The sequence below is a fragment of the Rhodococcus maanshanensis NBRC 100610 genome, assembly GCF_001894865.1.
In the GTDB taxonomy this organism is placed as follows: Bacteria; Actinomycetota; Actinomycetes; order Mycobacteriales; family Mycobacteriaceae; genus Rhodococcus_G; species Rhodococcus_G maanshanensis.
In genome coordinates this window covers 1-15301 of record NZ_BCXA01000008.1, presented here as the reverse complement: position 1 = coordinate 15301, position 15301 = coordinate 1, and the positions used below count along the sequence as shown (strand labels likewise).

Genomic DNA, 15301 nt, shown 5'->3' with positions numbered 1-15301 from the left:
TGCACGGGCCTTGCGTCGCGCATGCAGGCGTTGTCACGGCGCGACCGATCGATGCGTTCGCGGTGCAAGCGAGGTGACTTCGCCCCGGTAGGCGGCCTGGAGTGCGCGTCCAGGATCGCGTCGTGCTGCTGGGAGGGTTATCCCGTCGCGCTGGCGGTGAACTGCTCGGCCAGTGCCCGGCGGTCCACCTTGCCGGGTCCGCGCAGTGGCAGCGCGGCCATCAGGTGCAGTTCACGGGGCGCCGCGGTCGAATCCACGGTCCGTCCGACGTGGGCACGCAGATCCTCGAGGGTCGGCACGGCGCCTGCGGCAGGCACCACCGCAGCCGCAACGCGCTGGCCGAGCCGCGCATCGGGCACCCCGAACACCGCGCACTCGGCCACCGCGGGATGGGCGGACAGCGCGGCCTCCACCACCTGCGGGACGACCGTCAGCCCGCCCGTCGAGATCGCCTCGTCAAGTCGGCCGGTGATCGACAGCACGCCGTCCGACAGCAGGCCCGCGTCGTCGGTGCGGAACCAGCCGGGCTCGGCGAACGCCGGATGGTCGGGCTGCCCGCGGTATCCCGAGGCCAGCACCGGCCCGCCCAGCAGCACGCGGGAGTCCGCGATCCGCACCCGCACCCCGTCGAGCGGAACCCCGTCGTACACGCAGCCACCGCAGGTCTCGCTCATCCCGTAGGTGCGGACGACCGTGATGCCCGCGGCGCGTGCCCGTTCGAGCACCGGCGCCGGGGTGGCGGCGCCGCCGAGCAGCACCGCGTCGAGTTCGGCCAGTGCGGCGGTCGCCGCCGGGTGCTCGAGCGCTTTGATCAGCTGGGTCGGCACCAGCGAGGTGTAGCGTCGCGGCCCGGTCATCGCCGCGACGGCATCCGGCAGCAGGCCGGGGTCGAAACCCGTTGCGACGTCGATGATCACGGGTTCGGCGCCGGCCAGCAGGCCGCGCAACAACACCTGGATCCCCGCGATGTGGTGGGCGGGGAGTGCCAGCAGCCACGATCCAGGCCCGCCGAGGCGGGCGTGGGTGGCCTCGCCGCTGGCGCGCAGCGCGGCGGCGGTGAGCAGGGCGCCCTTGGGTGTCCCGGTGGTCCCCGATGTCGCGACGACCAGGGCGGTCGATTCGTCGATCGGCTCACCCGGGCGCAGGGCATCGGTCAGGCGCCGGATCTCGCGGTCGTCGTCGGCGGGCACGGGGAGCAGTGCCGGGCCGTTGCCCGCCAGCGCGCGTTCGAGCCGGGAGAGTGCCTCGCGGGCGGCCGGGCCGGATCGGACGGGCAGGACCTCGAGCGTGCCGGTCACGGATTCAGTCCTCCGCGCACTCGTGCTGCACCGACGCCACGTCGACCCGGTCGAGCATGGTCCTCAGCGACGCGAGGTCGCGCTCGGAGAAGGCGGCGAACAGCTCGCGTTCGGCGTCGTTCAGTGCGGAGTCGACCTTCCGGACGGCGGCCGTGCCCGCCTCGGTGATCTCCACGATGTGACGCCTGCGGTCGGCCGGGTCCCTGCGACGCTCGGCCAGGCCCTCGCCCTCCAGCTCGTTGAGGATCGCGACGAGCTGGCTGGGGTCGACCTCGAGCATGTCGGCGAGTTCGCGCTGGCTCACCGGACCGGTGCCGAGGTGCAGCAGCGTCATCGCCTGGCGCGGGTGCAGCCCGGTGACGGCGAGGGCGCCGCGAATCCGGGCGCTGGTGGCCTCGCCGCGCCAGGCGAGGAGGAACCCGAGACGGTCCGTCGGAGCGCCGTTGACCTGTGCTGCTGGCATCTCCCTACGGTATCAGTCGCTCCATTTTGGAGCTTTGTCAATCATTGGTACGGTTCAACGATCTTCCCGGTTGAATCATTGGAGTTCATCATGTTCATCGCCTATGCCGTCCTCGCCGTGGTCCTCGCCCTTGCGCTGAGCATGTCGGCGTTTCTCACTTTCACTCGGAACGAGAAGCTGGTCGACGGCTTCATCGAGATGGGCGTTCCGGATACCTGGCTGCCGCGGCTCGCCCTCGCGAAGGCCGCGGGCGCGGCCGGCCTGCTGATCGGGCTGGTGGTGCCTGTCATCGGCATCGCCGCGGCGATCGGGGTGGCCCTGTACTTCGTCGGCGCCGTCGTCGCGCACGTGCGGGCGCATGACTACGCGATCGCGCCCGCGGTCGTTCTCGGGCTGGCCGCAGTCGCCGCCGTCGTGCTCCGGATCGCGACTGCCTGACCTGGGGTGCGGTCCCTCGTGGGCCCCGCTTCGTGTGTCCGATTCGTGTCGGACCCCGGCGGTAGTGTTCGAATATGAGTTCGACTTCTGGTGTCGGGGCTTCCGGTCGGGTCAGCGATCAGCTGGCCGGACTCGCCGATGTCGTGGACGAGCTTTGTGACGCCGACCTGACCAGCCTTGCCGATCGCGAACTGATCGACGCACTCGCACGGCTGGAGAAGTCCTTGCGCCGGGCGTCGGCGGTCGGCCACAACCTGATTGTCGAGGCCGTCGAGCGTTCCCTGCCGGGCAAGCTCGGCCACAAGACCGTCAACAAGCTGCTCGTCGGGGTGCTGCGGATCTCCGCGGCCGACGCCTCCGCCCGGGTCACCGCGGCCAAGTCGTTGGGCACCTGGCATGCGCTCTCCGGTCAGCCATTGCCTGCGGATCTGCCCGAAACCGCTGCCGCGCAACGCGACGGCGCGATCGGCCCGGATCACGCCCGCGCGGTACGTGAGGTCATCCGCAAGATCCCGCACGCGGTCAGCAGTTCCGACGTCGCGGTCGCGGAGCAAATCCTGGCGGACCTGGCGCGTTCGGCGACCCCGGAGGACGTGGAGAAGGCCGGGCACGACCTGCTTGCCTACCTGAACCCGGACGGCGACCTCACCGACGGAAAGGACCGCAAGCGACTGCGCGGAATCCGGCTCGGCCGCCAAGACCAGAACCTCATGACCCCGATCTCCGGTCACCTCGACCCCGAGACCAGAGCCATGCTCGAACCGATCCTCGCGAAATGGGCACGGCCCGGGATGAACAACCCCGACGACCCCGAATCACCCACCGGCGACGCCGAACACCCACACGTCGACCGCGACAAGCTCGCCGCCGCGGCGGGCCGCGACACCCGCACCGCCACCCAAAGAAACCACGACGCCATCAAGGAAGCACTACGCACGCTCCTCGGTTCCGGCGCACTCGGTTCCCATCGCGGGCTACCGGTCACGGCGATCATCACCATGACCCTCGACCAACTCGAACACGCCACCGGCATCGCCACGACCGCAGGCGGCGGGATCCTCCCCATCCGGGACGCACTGAAAATGGCCGAGCGATCGCACCCCGTTCTGGTGCTCTTCGACCACAACGGCAGGCCCCTGCACCTCGGGCGCTCGAAGCGTCTCGCCACCGCGGATCAGCGGCTGGCCCTCATCGCGGCCGATCGCGGCTGCACCAGACCCGGCTGCGACGCCCCCGCCACGATGACCGCCGTCCACCACGTCCGAGACTGGTCCAAGGGCGGCGCCACCGACATCGGCGTCCTGACACTCGGCTGCGACGCCTGCCACGCCCTCATCCACGACGGCCCCGGCGGCTGGCACACCCGCACCGCACCCGAGGGCACCGAATACGCCGGACGCACCCAATGGGTTCCGCCGCCACACCTCGACCCCGACCAGACACCCCGCATCAACCACCGCCACCACCCACGAGAGCTCCTCCAGCGAGCCCGACGAAAAGCCAACGCCCGCAGGGAGACCGATGTACGCCGACGGGGTGAGCTAAGGGTGCCCGGGGTCAGCCGGGGTGAACGGCCGGCCGAAGACGGTCTCCCGTAGCAGCCGGCCGCAACAACCCCACTGAACGGTGGTCACCGGAGGTCGCGGAAGAATTCCCGGATGTCGTCGGTGAGCAGCGCCGGCTCCTCGAGCGCGGCGAAGTGTCCGCCGCGACCCTCCACGTCGACCCATCGGGTGATCCTGTTCTCGGTCTCGGCGTATCTGCGGATTCCGACATCGTGCGCGAACATGATCGCTCCCGTCGGCACGCCCGAGGGCTCCTTCGTTGCACCCCAAGCGGATTCCTGGGCGTATCCCACGTATGCGGAGGACCCGGCTGTTCCGGTCAGCCAGTAGATCATCGCGTTGGTCAGCAGTCGGTTGCGGTCGATGATCTCGTCGGGAAGCGTGGTGCGCGGACGGGTCCACTCCCGGAACTTGTCGATGACCCAGGCCAGTTGGCCGACGGGGGAGTCGACGAGGCCCGCCGCAAGGGTCTGCGGCCGGGTGGACTGGATCGAGATGTAGCCGAACTCCTCCTGCATGAAGGCCTCTACCCGTGCCAGCCGGTCCCGTTCGAGATCGGTCAGCGACCCCCGCTCGACGTCGTCGATCTCGTGTAGTGGGGCGCCGAGGCTGCCGTTCACGTGGACCCCCACGACGCGTTGCGGGGCGACCCTGCCCACCTCCGGAGATACCCCTGCGCCGATGTCGCCACCCTGCACTCCGTATCGCTCATAGCCGAGTCGCGCCATCAGCTCGACCCAGACCCGTGCGATGCGAGCTGTGTCCCAGCCCTTGTCGGCGACGGGCCCGGAGAACCCGAAGCCGGGCAGGCTCGGGATCACGAGGTGAAACGCATCCGCGGGGTCGCCGCCATGTGAACGGGGATCGGTCAGCGGCCCGATCACGTCCAGGAACTCCACCACGGACCCCGGCCATCCGTGTGTGAGCACCAGCGCCAATGCGTCCGGCTCGGGGGATTGAACATGCAGGAAATGCACGTTCTGCCCATCGATCTCGGTGATGAACTGCGGATGCGCGTTGAGGGTGCTTTCCTGTTCGCGCCAGTCGAAGTCGTCGCGCCAGTAGTCGACGAGCTCCCGCAGATACGACACCGGGACCCCGGTGTCCCACCCGTCGTCCGGCAACGGAGCCGGGAGACGGGACCGGGCGAGGCGGTCAGACAGGTCGTCGAGGTCGGCCTGAGGGATGTCGACGCGGAACGGGCGAATGCTGTCTTTGGAGGTCATGACATCCACCATCACACCAATAGCGGACATGTCCGGTCCTCAATAGAGCGGGGCCTGTTGCGCTAGTCGAGCGAGGCGGTCGTGAAGTGCCCGCACCATCTCCGACGCCACCACGGCGTACCCACTCATCGTGAAGTGGATCTGGTCCGCGCTCATCAGATCCGGGCGCAAGCGGAGCGGGTGCTCCCACAGGTCCACCAGAACAGCGTCGTATTTCGCGGCCAGCCCGCGAGTGACGTCGTTGAGGTGCGAGATCCGGTCCCTCATCGGTTGCATTCGTCGATCGATGAAAACGTCCGCCAGCGCGATCGTGGAAATCTGTGCGCCGGAACGTTGTACCGATGCGAACGCGGTCTCGATGTTGCGGGCCATCGCGTCGAGATCGGCGTCCGGCAGCCACAGGTCATTGCCGCCGAAGGTGATGTGCACCAGATCGGGTTCGAAGTCGAGCACCGTCTGGAGCTGCTCGTCCAGGACCTGTGCGCTGGTCGCGCCCATCCGCCCGGTGTTCAGGTACGACACGTTCGGACGTACCGCCTTCAATCCCGCCGCGACCCGGTCCGCCCAGGAGGAGGTCTCGTATCCGGGGCTGGGGTCGCCGATGCCCTTCGCTATCGAGTCGCCCATGACGGCGAACCGCGACCAGGGTGCGTCGGTCAGCAGGACGCGGATCTCATCGGCGCCGAGGCACATCGGATCCGTTGCCTCGGTTCGGATGGTGTTGTGGCTCATCGTTTCTACCCCTTGCTCTCGGTGAGAATCGTGGTGTCGGTGTTGGCCGCATGCTTCTCGGCCAGGGTCGCTGCGAGGATCCCGGCGACCACAGCGGTGACCGCGCAGGCGAAGTAGAGGAGGTGGAAGCCGGCCAACGCATCGCCTGGGTGGGCGGCGAGGATCGCGGCGAGCACACCCACGCCGAGGGCGCCGCCGACCTGGCGGGACATCAGGTTCATCCCGACCCCTGACGCGAACTGCTGAGGCGGAAGGGAACTCGCCGCGACGGTGCCGAGGACCGTGACGAGGAATCCGATCCCGCCGCCGCCGAGGATGCCTGCCGGAACCCAGACGGACCACAGGCGGGGGGTTGCGCTGAACGCATCGGTACTCGCCCAGAGTGCCGAGCATGCGAACATCAGTGCGCCCAGCACCCCAAGCAGGCGCAGTGCGTTGGCGGAGCCCACACGGCCGGTCACCGTGGCAGTCACCATCGCGGCCACCGCTCCGATGCTGAGCGCCGCGGCGGACTGCAGGACGGTGTACCCCCAGATCGCGTCCAGGAACAGCGGGCCGGCCAGCAGCCAGGCGAACATCGCCGCACCGAACACGAACGAGGTGGCATTGGTCAGGGCGTACCGCCGGTTGCGCCACAGGTCGACCGCGATCGCCGGACTGGGATGCCGCCTGGACCGGACAAGGGCGACGGCCACCAGGATCAGCCCGGCGCCGACGGTGAGCAGCGTCGCGGGCGACGTCGTGCCCCAACTCTGCCCCTCGGTCACGCCCGCCACCACCGCGCCGATGCCGAGCGCCGCCGCGAGGGTGCCCGCGATGTCGGGGACGGCCGGTGCGCCGACCTCCCTTGGCGCGGCGTCGCCGGTTCGGAGACCGGCGCCGAGCGCCACCAGAGCCGCCGCGATCGGCACGTTGATGACGAACACGGCGCGCCAGCCGAACGACTCGACGAGAGCGCCGCCGATCGCGGGGCCGACCACCGCAGCCAATCCGCCCGCGGCCGACCAGGCCCCGATTGCGGCGGCGATCCGGTCGGGGGCGGTGGTTGCCAGCACCAGTGCGAGGGCCGCCGGGATCATCAGCGCGGCGGTCGCGCCCTGCAGGACCCGGGCGCCGATCAGCCACGGCGCGCTCGGTGCGACCGCGCACAGCAGCGACGTGACGGCGAACCCGACAAGGGCGACGAGGAAGACCCGCCGACGGCCCAGGCTGTCGGCGAGTCGGCCTGCCGGCGTCAGGAGCGCCGCGAACGCCACCGCATAGCCGCTCACCACCCAGGTGAGGGTGGTCGGCGCAGCGGTGGTGAAGTCCCTGGCGATCGCCGGGAATGCGATGTTGACGACGGAGAGATCGAGGAAGGCGACGAAGGTTGCGCTGCAGGCGATCAGGAGCGCGATGCGGGATGACACCCGCGCCGGGGAAGGCGGCGCCTGCTCGGACACTTCGGTCATGGGGGTTCCTTTCGGAGGTGGTCCGACGAGATGGTGACCGCACCAAAGAAAACGTACGATCGTTCGTGTAGATAGTGAACGTACGACCGTTCGTGCAATTTGGCAAGATCTCGTGGAGAATGGAGCGATGGTGGACACGGCTCAGACTTCTGACCAGCGGCTGATCAAGGGGGCGCTCGCCCGCGCGTCGATCGCCAGGCATGCGGTGGATGTCGCCTCTGTCGAGGGGTTGACCGGTCTGAGCATCGGCAGGCTCGCCACCGATCTCGGGCTGAGCAAGAGTGGCGTCGCGACGCTCTTCGGCACCAAGGAGAACCTTCAGTTGGCCGCGGTGCAGGCGGCCAGGGAGGTGTTCATCGAGCACGTCGTGCGGCCGAGCCTGAAGGAGCCCGGCGGGCTGCCCCGGCTACGGGCGCTGATCGATCGTTGGTTCGACTTCGTGTCGGCGCCGGTGTTCCCCGGCGGCTGCTTCCGGGTCGCGACCGTCTCCGAGTTCGACAGCAGGCCTGGGCCGGTGCGGGACGCGATCGCAGCAGATCAGCGGGACTGGCGCGACCTGCTCATCCGAGAGATCGGTCGGGCCCAGGACCAGGGCGCAGCGCAGGGGAAGGATGCCGCGGCGCTGGCCTTCGAGATCGAAGCGCTGCTCAGTGCGGTCAACACCGCGCTGCAGATGGGGGAATCGGAGGCGGCGCCGATCGCAAGGGGGATCATCGACGGGCTGCTCGGTTAGCCGGTCTCCGGGGGAGTGTCGCCGTCCGCCGATGCCCCGCCCTCCGCGGTCGACTCGGCGTCACGGTCGAGCGCGCGCAGGGTTGCCGCCCCGTTCGGCCCGTCACCGGGTTCGTCGGCGAGCGGCCAGCCTCCGGCCGCGAGGTGTGCGCGTACCCGCTCCACATCGGATTCGGTTGGCATCTCGTCCGTGACCTTGGTGATGAGCACCTGGATGTCGATCTTGTCGATCGGCGGCGGGAACTGCTCGACCAGCGCGTCGGTGACCGCGTGGACCTCCTCGTCGGACAGGCGCCTGCGGAGCAGGGCGATCAACGGGATGTAGTCCTGTTCGGGCACGCCGTTGGGGTACCCGGCACGCAGCCATCCGAGTATCGAGGTGAGGAAAGGTGGAAGGGCCACGCCTGTGCGTCCCTACGGCTCGTCGCCGAGCGGCCACCCGGCCGCGGCGAGCACGGACCGGACCCGGGCGATGTCGTGATCCGACGGGGCCTCGTGGGTGATGTGTTCGATCAGCTCGCCGATTTCGGCGCGGGTGACGGTCGGGTCCTCGCCCTCGCCCCGCGATTCGGCGAGCGCGACGGCGACGTCCTTGATCTGCTCGGCGGTCAGCGCGTGGTGCAGCAGGGCCACCAACGGGATGCGGTCCTTCGGCGGGATGCCCTGTGGGTACCCGTCCTGCAGCCAGGTCAGCACGGACAGTGGGAACGCTGGTTTTGCTGAGGTCACGAAATGTTGCCTCTCGACTCGTGGGCCGACGCTAGAAGATCTCGATGCCGAACGTGTGGCTGAGGAAGCCCTGCATGATGAACAGGATGCCCGTGATGATCGCCACGATCACCACGGCGAAGCATGCGCCCGCGGCGATGACGGCGACCGGCTTGCGGGCGGTCGCCGTCGCCGCGGGATCGGTGGTCGCCGCCGCGGGATCGGTCGCGGCACCGGAGTCGAGCGCCCGCAGGCCGAGCGCGAAGATCGCGGGCAGGCCCGCGCCGAGCAGCAGTCCGACCGCGACAACCTGCCACAGCGAATCGACGGTTTTCGAGAGAAGATCCATGTCTGCGAGTTCCTCAGGCCGTCACGTTGTTGCGCGGGGCCGGTTCGACGGCAGGCGCGGGGGCGGGGGTGGGGTTCGGCGGCGCAGGCGGTCCGGGGATGTCCTCGGCGGGGATCAGGCCGCCGTCCCATTCCGCGTTGACGTTGCTCGAGTCGATCGGCTGCCTGCGCGAGCGCGCGTACATCCAGCCCGCCAGCAGTAGCAGGATCGCGAACACCGCCAGGACGCCGGGCAGGCCGCCGATCAGCTGCGCGATGCCCCAGCACACGGCGCCGACCAGCGCGGCGGACGGCAGGGTGATCAGCCAGGCGACCGCCATCCGGCCCGCGACGCCCCAGCGCACCTCGGCGCCGCGGCGGCCGACGCCGGTACCCATGATCGAGCCGGTCGCGACGTGCGTCGTGGACAGCGGCAGCCCCAGGTGGCTGGAGGTCAGGATGATGGCGGCGGAGGACGCTTCCGCGGCCATGCCCTGCGGCGCCGCGATCTCCACCAGGCCCTTGCCGAGGGTGCGGATCACGCGCCAGCCACCGAGGTAGGTGCCGAGGGCGATCGCGACCGCGCAGCTCAGCTTCACCCAGAACGGCATGTCGGAGTCGGCGTTGATGGTGCCGTGCGCGACCAGGGCCAGGAAGATCACGCCCATCGTCTTCTGCGCATCGTTGGTGCCGTGCGCGAGGGACACCAGCGACGCGGAGCCGACCTGGCCGAACCGGAACCCGGATTCCTTGGTCTCGTCGCTGACGCTGCGGGTGATCCGGTAGATCAGCCAGGTGCCCGCCGCGGCGACGAGGCCGGCGACCACCGGCGCCAGCAGTGCCGGGATGACCACCTTGCTCAGTACGCCGCTCCACACCACACCGTTCATCCCGAGGGAGGCGATGGCCGCGCCGATCAGGCCGCCGAACAGTGCGTGCGAGGAACTCGAGGGGATGCCGAACAGCCAGGTGGCCAGGTTCCAGATGATTCCGCCGACCAGTCCGGCGAAGACGATGAACAGCAGATCCTCGCCGCCGACGGAGCTGAGGTTGACCACGCCCTTCGCGACGGTGGCCGCGACCTCCACCGAGAGGAACGCGCCCACCAGATTCAGGATTGCGGAAAGCGCAACCGCGACTCGGGGTTTGAGCGCCCCAGTTGCAATCGACGTCGCCATCGCGTTGCCGGTGTCATGGAAGCCGTTGGTGAAGTCGAACCCGAGGGCTGTGACAACTACGACAAGAAGAACGATGAGTTCCGCGTTCACGGCCTTGATCCTCCGTTACGAACGCGTAAAAGTCGAGTCTGTACCCGCTGTTCGCGCGTGCTTTCGAGCGCGCAACGCCGCCGCCCGTCGGGCCAGGTCCTGGGGGTTCGAGAGGGTCCAGAACGGCGCGCGCAACGACGTCTGTGGGCCTGCAAACCGTCATGGCCCGGAACGAAATGTGGCGAAGCTCACCGGGGGTCTCACTCACCGGGAACCGGCGAATTGCCTTCCCCGCGGCTGATTACCGTCCCGGCATCGAGTGACGCAGGTCTCACCCGCCCGGGTGAGTGGCCGCGCGCTCGGATCCGACCCCCACGGAATCCGCCCGGTCCCCGGGTATCCGAGAAGGAGCACCGATCGTGAATCGAAAGAAGACAGCCAGGCTGGTGGCAGCGTTGGCCATGTCGGCCGCGCTGGTGTCCGCGTGTGCCACCGACCGCGGGGGCGATGCGGTCACCGGTGTGACCGGCGGGGGAGGGTCGGGCGACTCGCAGGCCTCCGCGTCCTCGGGCTCGTTCGGCACCCTCGACTCGCCGTGCGGGGACGGCGAGGCGAAGGGCGCGACCGATCAGGGGATCACCGACACCGAGATCAGGATCGGTTACGGCGACGACCGCGGCTACGCCCAGAGCCCCGGGCTGAACAAGGAGATGTCCGATGCCGTCTCCGCGATGATCGACTGGTGCAACGAGCAGGGCGGCATCAACGGCCGCACGATCGTCGGGACCGACTACGACGCGGCGTTGACGCAGGCGAACACGGTCATGCAGGAGGCCTGCCGGTCCGAGTTCATGATGGTCGGTCACGGCTTCGCGATGGACCAGACCGCCGAGCAGACCCGGGTGGCGTGCAACATGGCCGCGGTTCCCGGCTTCACCGTCTCCCCTGAGGCGGCCAACGGCCCGATGACCTATCAGGGTGTGCCGTTCCCGGTGGACTACGGGAACGCCGCCGCCTGGTTCCAGATGGCCCAGACGCACCCCGACCTGAAGAACGACTTCGACCTGGTCGGGTCGACCATGCCGACCATCATCACCTCGCTGGCGAAGTCCAGGTCCATGGCCGAGGCCGCGGGATTCAAGCTCAAGGACTGCGGCGTCACCCTGAACTACCAGGGCGAGCCGAGCTACGTCCCGTTCGCGGAGAAGTACAAGCAGTGCGGCGTCAAGGGCCTGTGGACCTCGCGCTCACCCGTGCCGAACGAGTTCAACTTCTTCAAGGCGGTCGAGCAGGTCGGCATCGACCCGATCATCCTGGGTGAGGCCACCTGGTACGGGAACGCCGCGCAGCAGTTCAACAAGGAGTCGGGCCTGCTCGACAACCTCAACGCAGGCATGACCTTCCAGATGCTCGAGCACGCCGACTCCGTGCCCGCGGTCGGCAAGTACGTGGAGCTGGTGTCCGCGAAGGGCGGCAAGACCGCGCTGCTCGGGATGCAGGCGACCTCCTCGTTCCTGCTGTGGGCCACCGCGGCGAAGGAGTGCGGTTCGGACCTGACCCGTCAGTGCATGGTGAACGAGCTCGCCGACATCCACGAGTGGGACGGCGGCGGGCTGCACGCCCCCACCGACCCCGGCAAGAACATGCCTGCCGAGTGCGGCCTGACCGTCTCGCTCAAGGGCGCCGAGTACACCCAGGCGTACCCGGCCGACAAGGGCGAGTTCGAGTGCGCAGCCGAGTACGTCGTCAAGACCGACCCCTCGACCTGGGGCACCGATCTGGGTCCCGACCGCATCTCGACCAAGTTCCTCGGTCCGAACGTGATCAAGCCGCAGGACTGATCTCGGTCCCGACCTTCGACCAAGGGATCTCACATGGACACATTCGTGACGTTCACGATCTTGGGCCTTGTGCTCGGCGCCGTGTACGCGATCGCAGCCTCCGGGCTGGTACTCACCTACAACACCTCGGGGATCTTCAACTTCGCCCACGGCGCGCAGGCCATGCTCGGCGCGTTCGTCTACTGGCAGCTCCGATACGGCTGGAATCTGCCGACCCCGATCGCCCTGGTGCTGGTGCTCGGCGTGTTCGGCCCCCTGATGGGTCTGGCCCTGTACTTCCTGATCATGCGGGGCCTGCGGGACACCGCGGAGGTGACCAAGATCGTGGTCACCGTCTCGATCATGCTGGGGATGCTGTTCGCCTCCCAGTGGTTCTGGCATCCGGAGGAGCCCCGCACCCTGCGGATGTTCTTCGGCGACGACGCCGAGTTCTCGGTGCTCGGGGCGACCGTGCACGTCCACGAGTTGATCTGCCTCGTCGCGGCGGTCGCGATCGCCGTCGGGCTGCGGCTGCTGTTCACCCGCACCCGGATGGGCGCGACCATGCGCGGGGTCGTCGACGACCCGGACCTGCTGCGCATGAACGGGCACAACCCGGAGCGGATCGCCGGCTTCTCGTGGGCGCTGAGCTCGGTGCTTGCGGTGCTCGCCGGCATCCTCGTCACCCCGATCAGTGGCGGAACCCTTGAGGCGAACATGTTGACGCTGTTGGTGATCGACGCGTTCGCGGCCGCGATGTTCGGCCGGTTGCGCAGCATCCCGCGCACCTTCGTCGGCGCGATCGTGCTCGGCCTTGCGGGGACCTATCTGCTCGGGTACGGGCCGTCGAGCTGGACGTGGACCTCGAACCTGCGGGTCTCGCTTCCGATGATCGCACTGTTCGTGGTGTTGATCGTGCTGCCGCAGGACCGACTGCGCGGCACCGCCGTCCGAACCCGCGAGCGCTATCACGTGCCGAGCGTCCGCAAGGCCGTGGCGTGGGGGGCCGCCCTCGTGGTGATCGTCTATCTGATCCGGCTGCTGATGGTCGAGTCCGCGATCACCACGCTCACCGTCGGCATCTGCTTCGCCATCGTCGCGCTGTCGCTGACGCTGCTCACCGGCTACGCGGGCGAGATGAACCTGGCGCCGCTGTCATTCGGGGCGGTCGCCACGATCGTGGTCTATCACTTCGGCATCTCCGGCTCCGGGCTCGCCCAGCGACTGACGATCGTCGGCGTGCTGGTCGGGGTTCTGGCGGCCGCACTTGTCGGCGGTCTGGTGGCGTTGCCCGCGCTGCGGCTGCGCGGGCTGTACCTGGCGCTGGCGACGATGGCGTTCGGCGTGTTCCTGAGCAACATGGTGCTGCGCGACACCACCGAGCACGAACTGTTCGGGGTGAAGTTCTCGCTGTTCACCGGTGGCTCGCTGGTGATCCCGCCGCTGCAGATCGGCCCGCTCGACCTGGGCGACGAGACCACCTTCCTGATGACGGTGACGGTGGCCTTCGCGGTCCTCGGCGTCGCAGTGGTGGCGCTGCGCAACAGCGGATACGGACGGCGGCTGGCCGCGATGAAGGACAGCCCTGCGGCCTCGGCGATGCTCGGCCAGAACCTGGTGAAGCTGAAGCTGAGCGTGTTCATGATCTCGGCGGGCATCGCCGGCCTCGGCGGCATCCTGATGTCGAGTGCCCTCGGCTCGGTCTCCGGTGATTCGTTCACGATCGTCCTGAGCCTGTCGCTGTTGATGCTGACGGTGGTCGCGGGCATCGGCTACGTCAGCGGCGCCCTCTTCGGTGGGGTGATGGCAGGCGTCGGGTTCTCGATCATCATGGTCTCGTTCAACAACCTGGCGAAGGCGCAGCCGGAACTCGAGGGCCTCTACCTGTTGCTCGGCAACCTCGCCGCGGTGAGCCCCGCGCTGATCGGTATCGGTGTCGGGCACAACCCGAGCGGCAGCGTGCACCAGGTGGTCGAGGGCTACCGGCGGCTGCACAAGGCCAAGCCGGTGTTGATCGGCGGCGCGGCCGTTGTCGCCCTGCTCTATGTCCTAGCACTGAGCGGCACCCTCGGTAACTGGTGGTTCGCCAGCCTGACCATCGTCACCGTGTTCGCGTTGCCGGTCGTCGGCGAGATGGTCATGCCGAGTGCGGTTCTCGGCGACGCAGCCGCTGATCGCCGGGGCCGGCCGCCGGAGTCGGTCGGCATCGACGAGCCGTACACGCAGGAGGGCCGAGACCTGCTCGACCGCGAACTGGGTCTACCCGCGGCCATGCCCTGGCCGGGCAGCGGGTCGGCCGTCGAAGCAGAAAGGGAGAGTGTCCATGTCTGACGCGGAGTCGACGCCGCTGCTCGAGACGCGCGGCGTCACGGTCCGGTTCGGCGGTCACGTCGCCGTGAACGACGTGAGCATCGCGGTCGAACGTGGTGCGGTGACCGGGCTGATCGGGCCGAACGGTGCCGGTAAGACGACCCTGTTCAACACGATCACGGGGCTGCAGAAGCCAACCGCGGGAACGGTGTTCATGGACGGCGTCGACGTCACCCGGATGGCACCGTACAAGCGCGCGCAGCGCGGGTTGGCCCGGACCTTCCAGCGACTGGAACTCTTCCTGTCGCTGTCGGTCCGCGACAACCTGCGGGTGGCGGGCGACATCCACCGCAGCGGGAGCCGCGGCAGGGCGGACATCGAAGCGGAGACGGATCGGCTGCTCGAGCTGACCGGGCTGACCGATGTCGCCCACCGCGACGTCTCGGACATCCCGACCGGGCGGGCAAGGGTGGTCGAGGTGGCACGCGCGCTGATGACCTCGCCGCGCGTGTTGCTGCTCGACGAGCCCGCGTCGGGGCAGACGGAGCAGGAGACCGAGGACTTCGCCGAGCTGCTCGTCCGGCTCGCCGTGGACGGTCTGGCGATCTGCCTGGTCGAGCACGACCTGCCGCTGGTGATGCGGGTCTGTTCGCGGATCCACGTCCTCGACTACGGGGCACTGATCTCGTCGGGTACCCCGGAGCAGGTGCGCAAGGACCCGGCGGTCATCGCCGCCTACATCGGAACCGAGGAGGTGGCATGAGTGCCGTGCCCGAGCCGCTGCTCGAGCTCGTCGACGTTCGCGCCGGGTACGGGGCGATCGAGGTGCTGCACGGGGTGAGCCTCGCGCTGCACCCGGGCGCCGTGGTCGCGCTGCTGGGACCCAACGGCGGCGGGAAGACCTCGACGCTGAAGATCTGCTCCGGCATCCTGCTGGCACAACGGATTCGACATGAAATCGCCTCCGCTGCTGCGATTCCTGCTCATCCGGACCGGCCCCGACACCCACCGGCTGGTGATGAC

The 15301-nt window shown here is 68.9% G+C and carries 16 protein-coding genes; 7 read left to right on the top strand and 9 right to left on the bottom strand.

The window, feature by feature from the left end; translation table 11 throughout:
• Window positions 1-137: 137 nt before the first annotated feature.
• Window positions 138-1298: an o-succinylbenzoate--CoA ligase gene (gene menE / locus RM1_RS04920; protein WP_072750261.1), complete on the bottom strand. Its 1161-nt coding sequence runs from the start codon at window positions 1296-1298 to the stop codon at window positions 138-140.
• Between the two features lie 4 nt (window positions 1299-1302).
• Window positions 1303-1761: a MarR family winged helix-turn-helix transcriptional regulator gene (locus tag RM1_RS04915; RefSeq protein ID WP_072750260.1), complete on the bottom strand. Its 459-nt coding sequence runs from the start codon at window positions 1759-1761 to the stop codon at window positions 1303-1305.
• 90 nt (window positions 1762-1851) lie between these two features.
• Here RM1_RS04915 and RM1_RS04910 point away from each other — a divergent pair, with 90 nt between their 5' ends.
• Both RM1_RS04910 and RM1_RS04905 read left to right on the top strand, forming a co-directional pair.
• Window positions 1852-2199: a DoxX family protein gene (locus tag RM1_RS04910; RefSeq protein ID WP_072750334.1), complete on the top strand. Its 348-nt coding sequence runs from the start codon at window positions 1852-1854 to the stop codon at window positions 2197-2199.
• Between the two features lie 74 nt (window positions 2200-2273).
• The gene (locus RM1_RS04905) at window positions 2274-3797 is read left to right on the top strand and encodes an HNH endonuclease signature motif containing protein (protein ID WP_072750259.1); all 1524 of its coding nucleotides are present in this window, start codon (window positions 2274-2276) and stop codon (window positions 3795-3797) included.
• 32 nt (window positions 3798-3829) lie between these two features.
• Here the strand turns inward: RM1_RS04905 and RM1_RS04900 are convergent, their stop codons facing one another.
• Genes RM1_RS04900 through RM1_RS04890 form a run of 3 tightly spaced genes read right to left on the bottom strand, consistent with a single transcriptional unit; the run spans window position 3830 to window position 7173 of the window.
• Window positions 3830-4990, bottom strand: a complete 1161-nt coding sequence (locus RM1_RS04900; protein WP_072750333.1) for an epoxide hydrolase family protein — start codon at window positions 4988-4990, stop codon at window positions 3830-3832.
• Window positions 4991-5029: 39 nt separating this feature from the next.
• Window positions 5030-5722, bottom strand: a complete 693-nt coding sequence (locus RM1_RS04895) for an SGNH/GDSL hydrolase family protein (protein WP_072750258.1) — start codon at window positions 5720-5722, stop codon at window positions 5030-5032.
• Between the two features lie 5 nt (window positions 5723-5727).
• Window positions 5728-7173 carry an MFS transporter gene (locus RM1_RS04890; protein WP_072750257.1) on the bottom strand — a complete coding sequence of 482 codons (1446 nt, stop codon included), beginning with the start codon at window positions 7171-7173 and terminating at the stop codon, window positions 5728-5730.
• Between the two features lie 127 nt (window positions 7174-7300).
• Here RM1_RS04890 and RM1_RS04885 point away from each other — a divergent pair, with 127 nt between their 5' ends.
• The gene (locus RM1_RS04885; protein WP_072750256.1) at window positions 7301-7906 is read left to right on the top strand and encodes a TetR/AcrR family transcriptional regulator; all 606 of its coding nucleotides are present in this window, start codon (window positions 7301-7303) and stop codon (window positions 7904-7906) included.
• Here the strand turns inward: RM1_RS04885 and RM1_RS04880 are convergent.
• From RM1_RS04880 to RM1_RS04865, 4 genes are read right to left on the bottom strand one after another with little or no spacing between them, the layout of a single operon-like run.
• Window positions 7903-8307, bottom strand: coding sequence for a DUF3349 domain-containing protein (locus RM1_RS04880; protein ID WP_083576537.1), 405 nt, complete (start codon window positions 8305-8307; stop codon window positions 7903-7905). The genes RM1_RS04885 and RM1_RS04880 overlap by 4 nt on opposite strands.
• A gap of 12 nt (window positions 8308-8319) precedes the next feature.
• Window positions 8320-8634: a DUF3349 domain-containing protein gene (locus RM1_RS04875; protein WP_072750255.1), complete on the bottom strand. Its 315-nt coding sequence runs from the start codon at window positions 8632-8634 to the stop codon at window positions 8320-8322.
• Between the two features lie 31 nt (window positions 8635-8665).
• Window positions 8666-8962 (bottom strand): hypothetical protein, encoded by a 297-nt coding sequence (locus RM1_RS04870; protein ID WP_072750254.1) that lies wholly within the window; start codon window positions 8960-8962, stop codon window positions 8666-8668.
• A gap of 13 nt (window positions 8963-8975) precedes the next feature.
• Complete coding sequence (locus RM1_RS04865) at window positions 8976-10208, bottom strand: inorganic phosphate transporter (RefSeq protein ID WP_072750253.1); 1233 nt, start codon at window positions 10206-10208, stop codon at window positions 8976-8978.
• Between the two features lie 401 nt (window positions 10209-10609).
• Between RM1_RS04865 and RM1_RS04860 the strand changes: the two genes are divergently transcribed.
• The 4 genes from RM1_RS04860 to RM1_RS04845 all read left to right on the top strand — a co-directional run.
• Window positions 10610-11989: an ABC transporter substrate-binding protein gene (locus RM1_RS04860; RefSeq protein WP_425528676.1), complete on the top strand. Its 1380-nt coding sequence runs from the start codon at window positions 10610-10612 to the stop codon at window positions 11987-11989.
• 33 nt (window positions 11990-12022) lie between these two features.
• Window positions 12023-14299, top strand: coding sequence for an ABC transporter permease (locus RM1_RS04855; protein ID WP_072750251.1), 2277 nt, complete (start codon window positions 12023-12025; stop codon window positions 14297-14299).
• Window positions 14292-15041 (top strand): ABC transporter ATP-binding protein, encoded by a 750-nt coding sequence (locus tag RM1_RS04850; RefSeq protein WP_072750250.1) that lies wholly within the window; start codon window positions 14292-14294, stop codon window positions 15039-15041. Before RM1_RS04855 ends, RM1_RS04850 begins: the two co-directional genes overlap by 8 nt.
• Window positions 15038-15301 (top strand): ATP-binding cassette domain-containing protein (locus RM1_RS04845; RefSeq protein ID WP_143187323.1); only part of this gene is annotated, 264 nt, incomplete at its 3' end. The genes RM1_RS04850 and RM1_RS04845, both read left to right, overlap by 4 nt.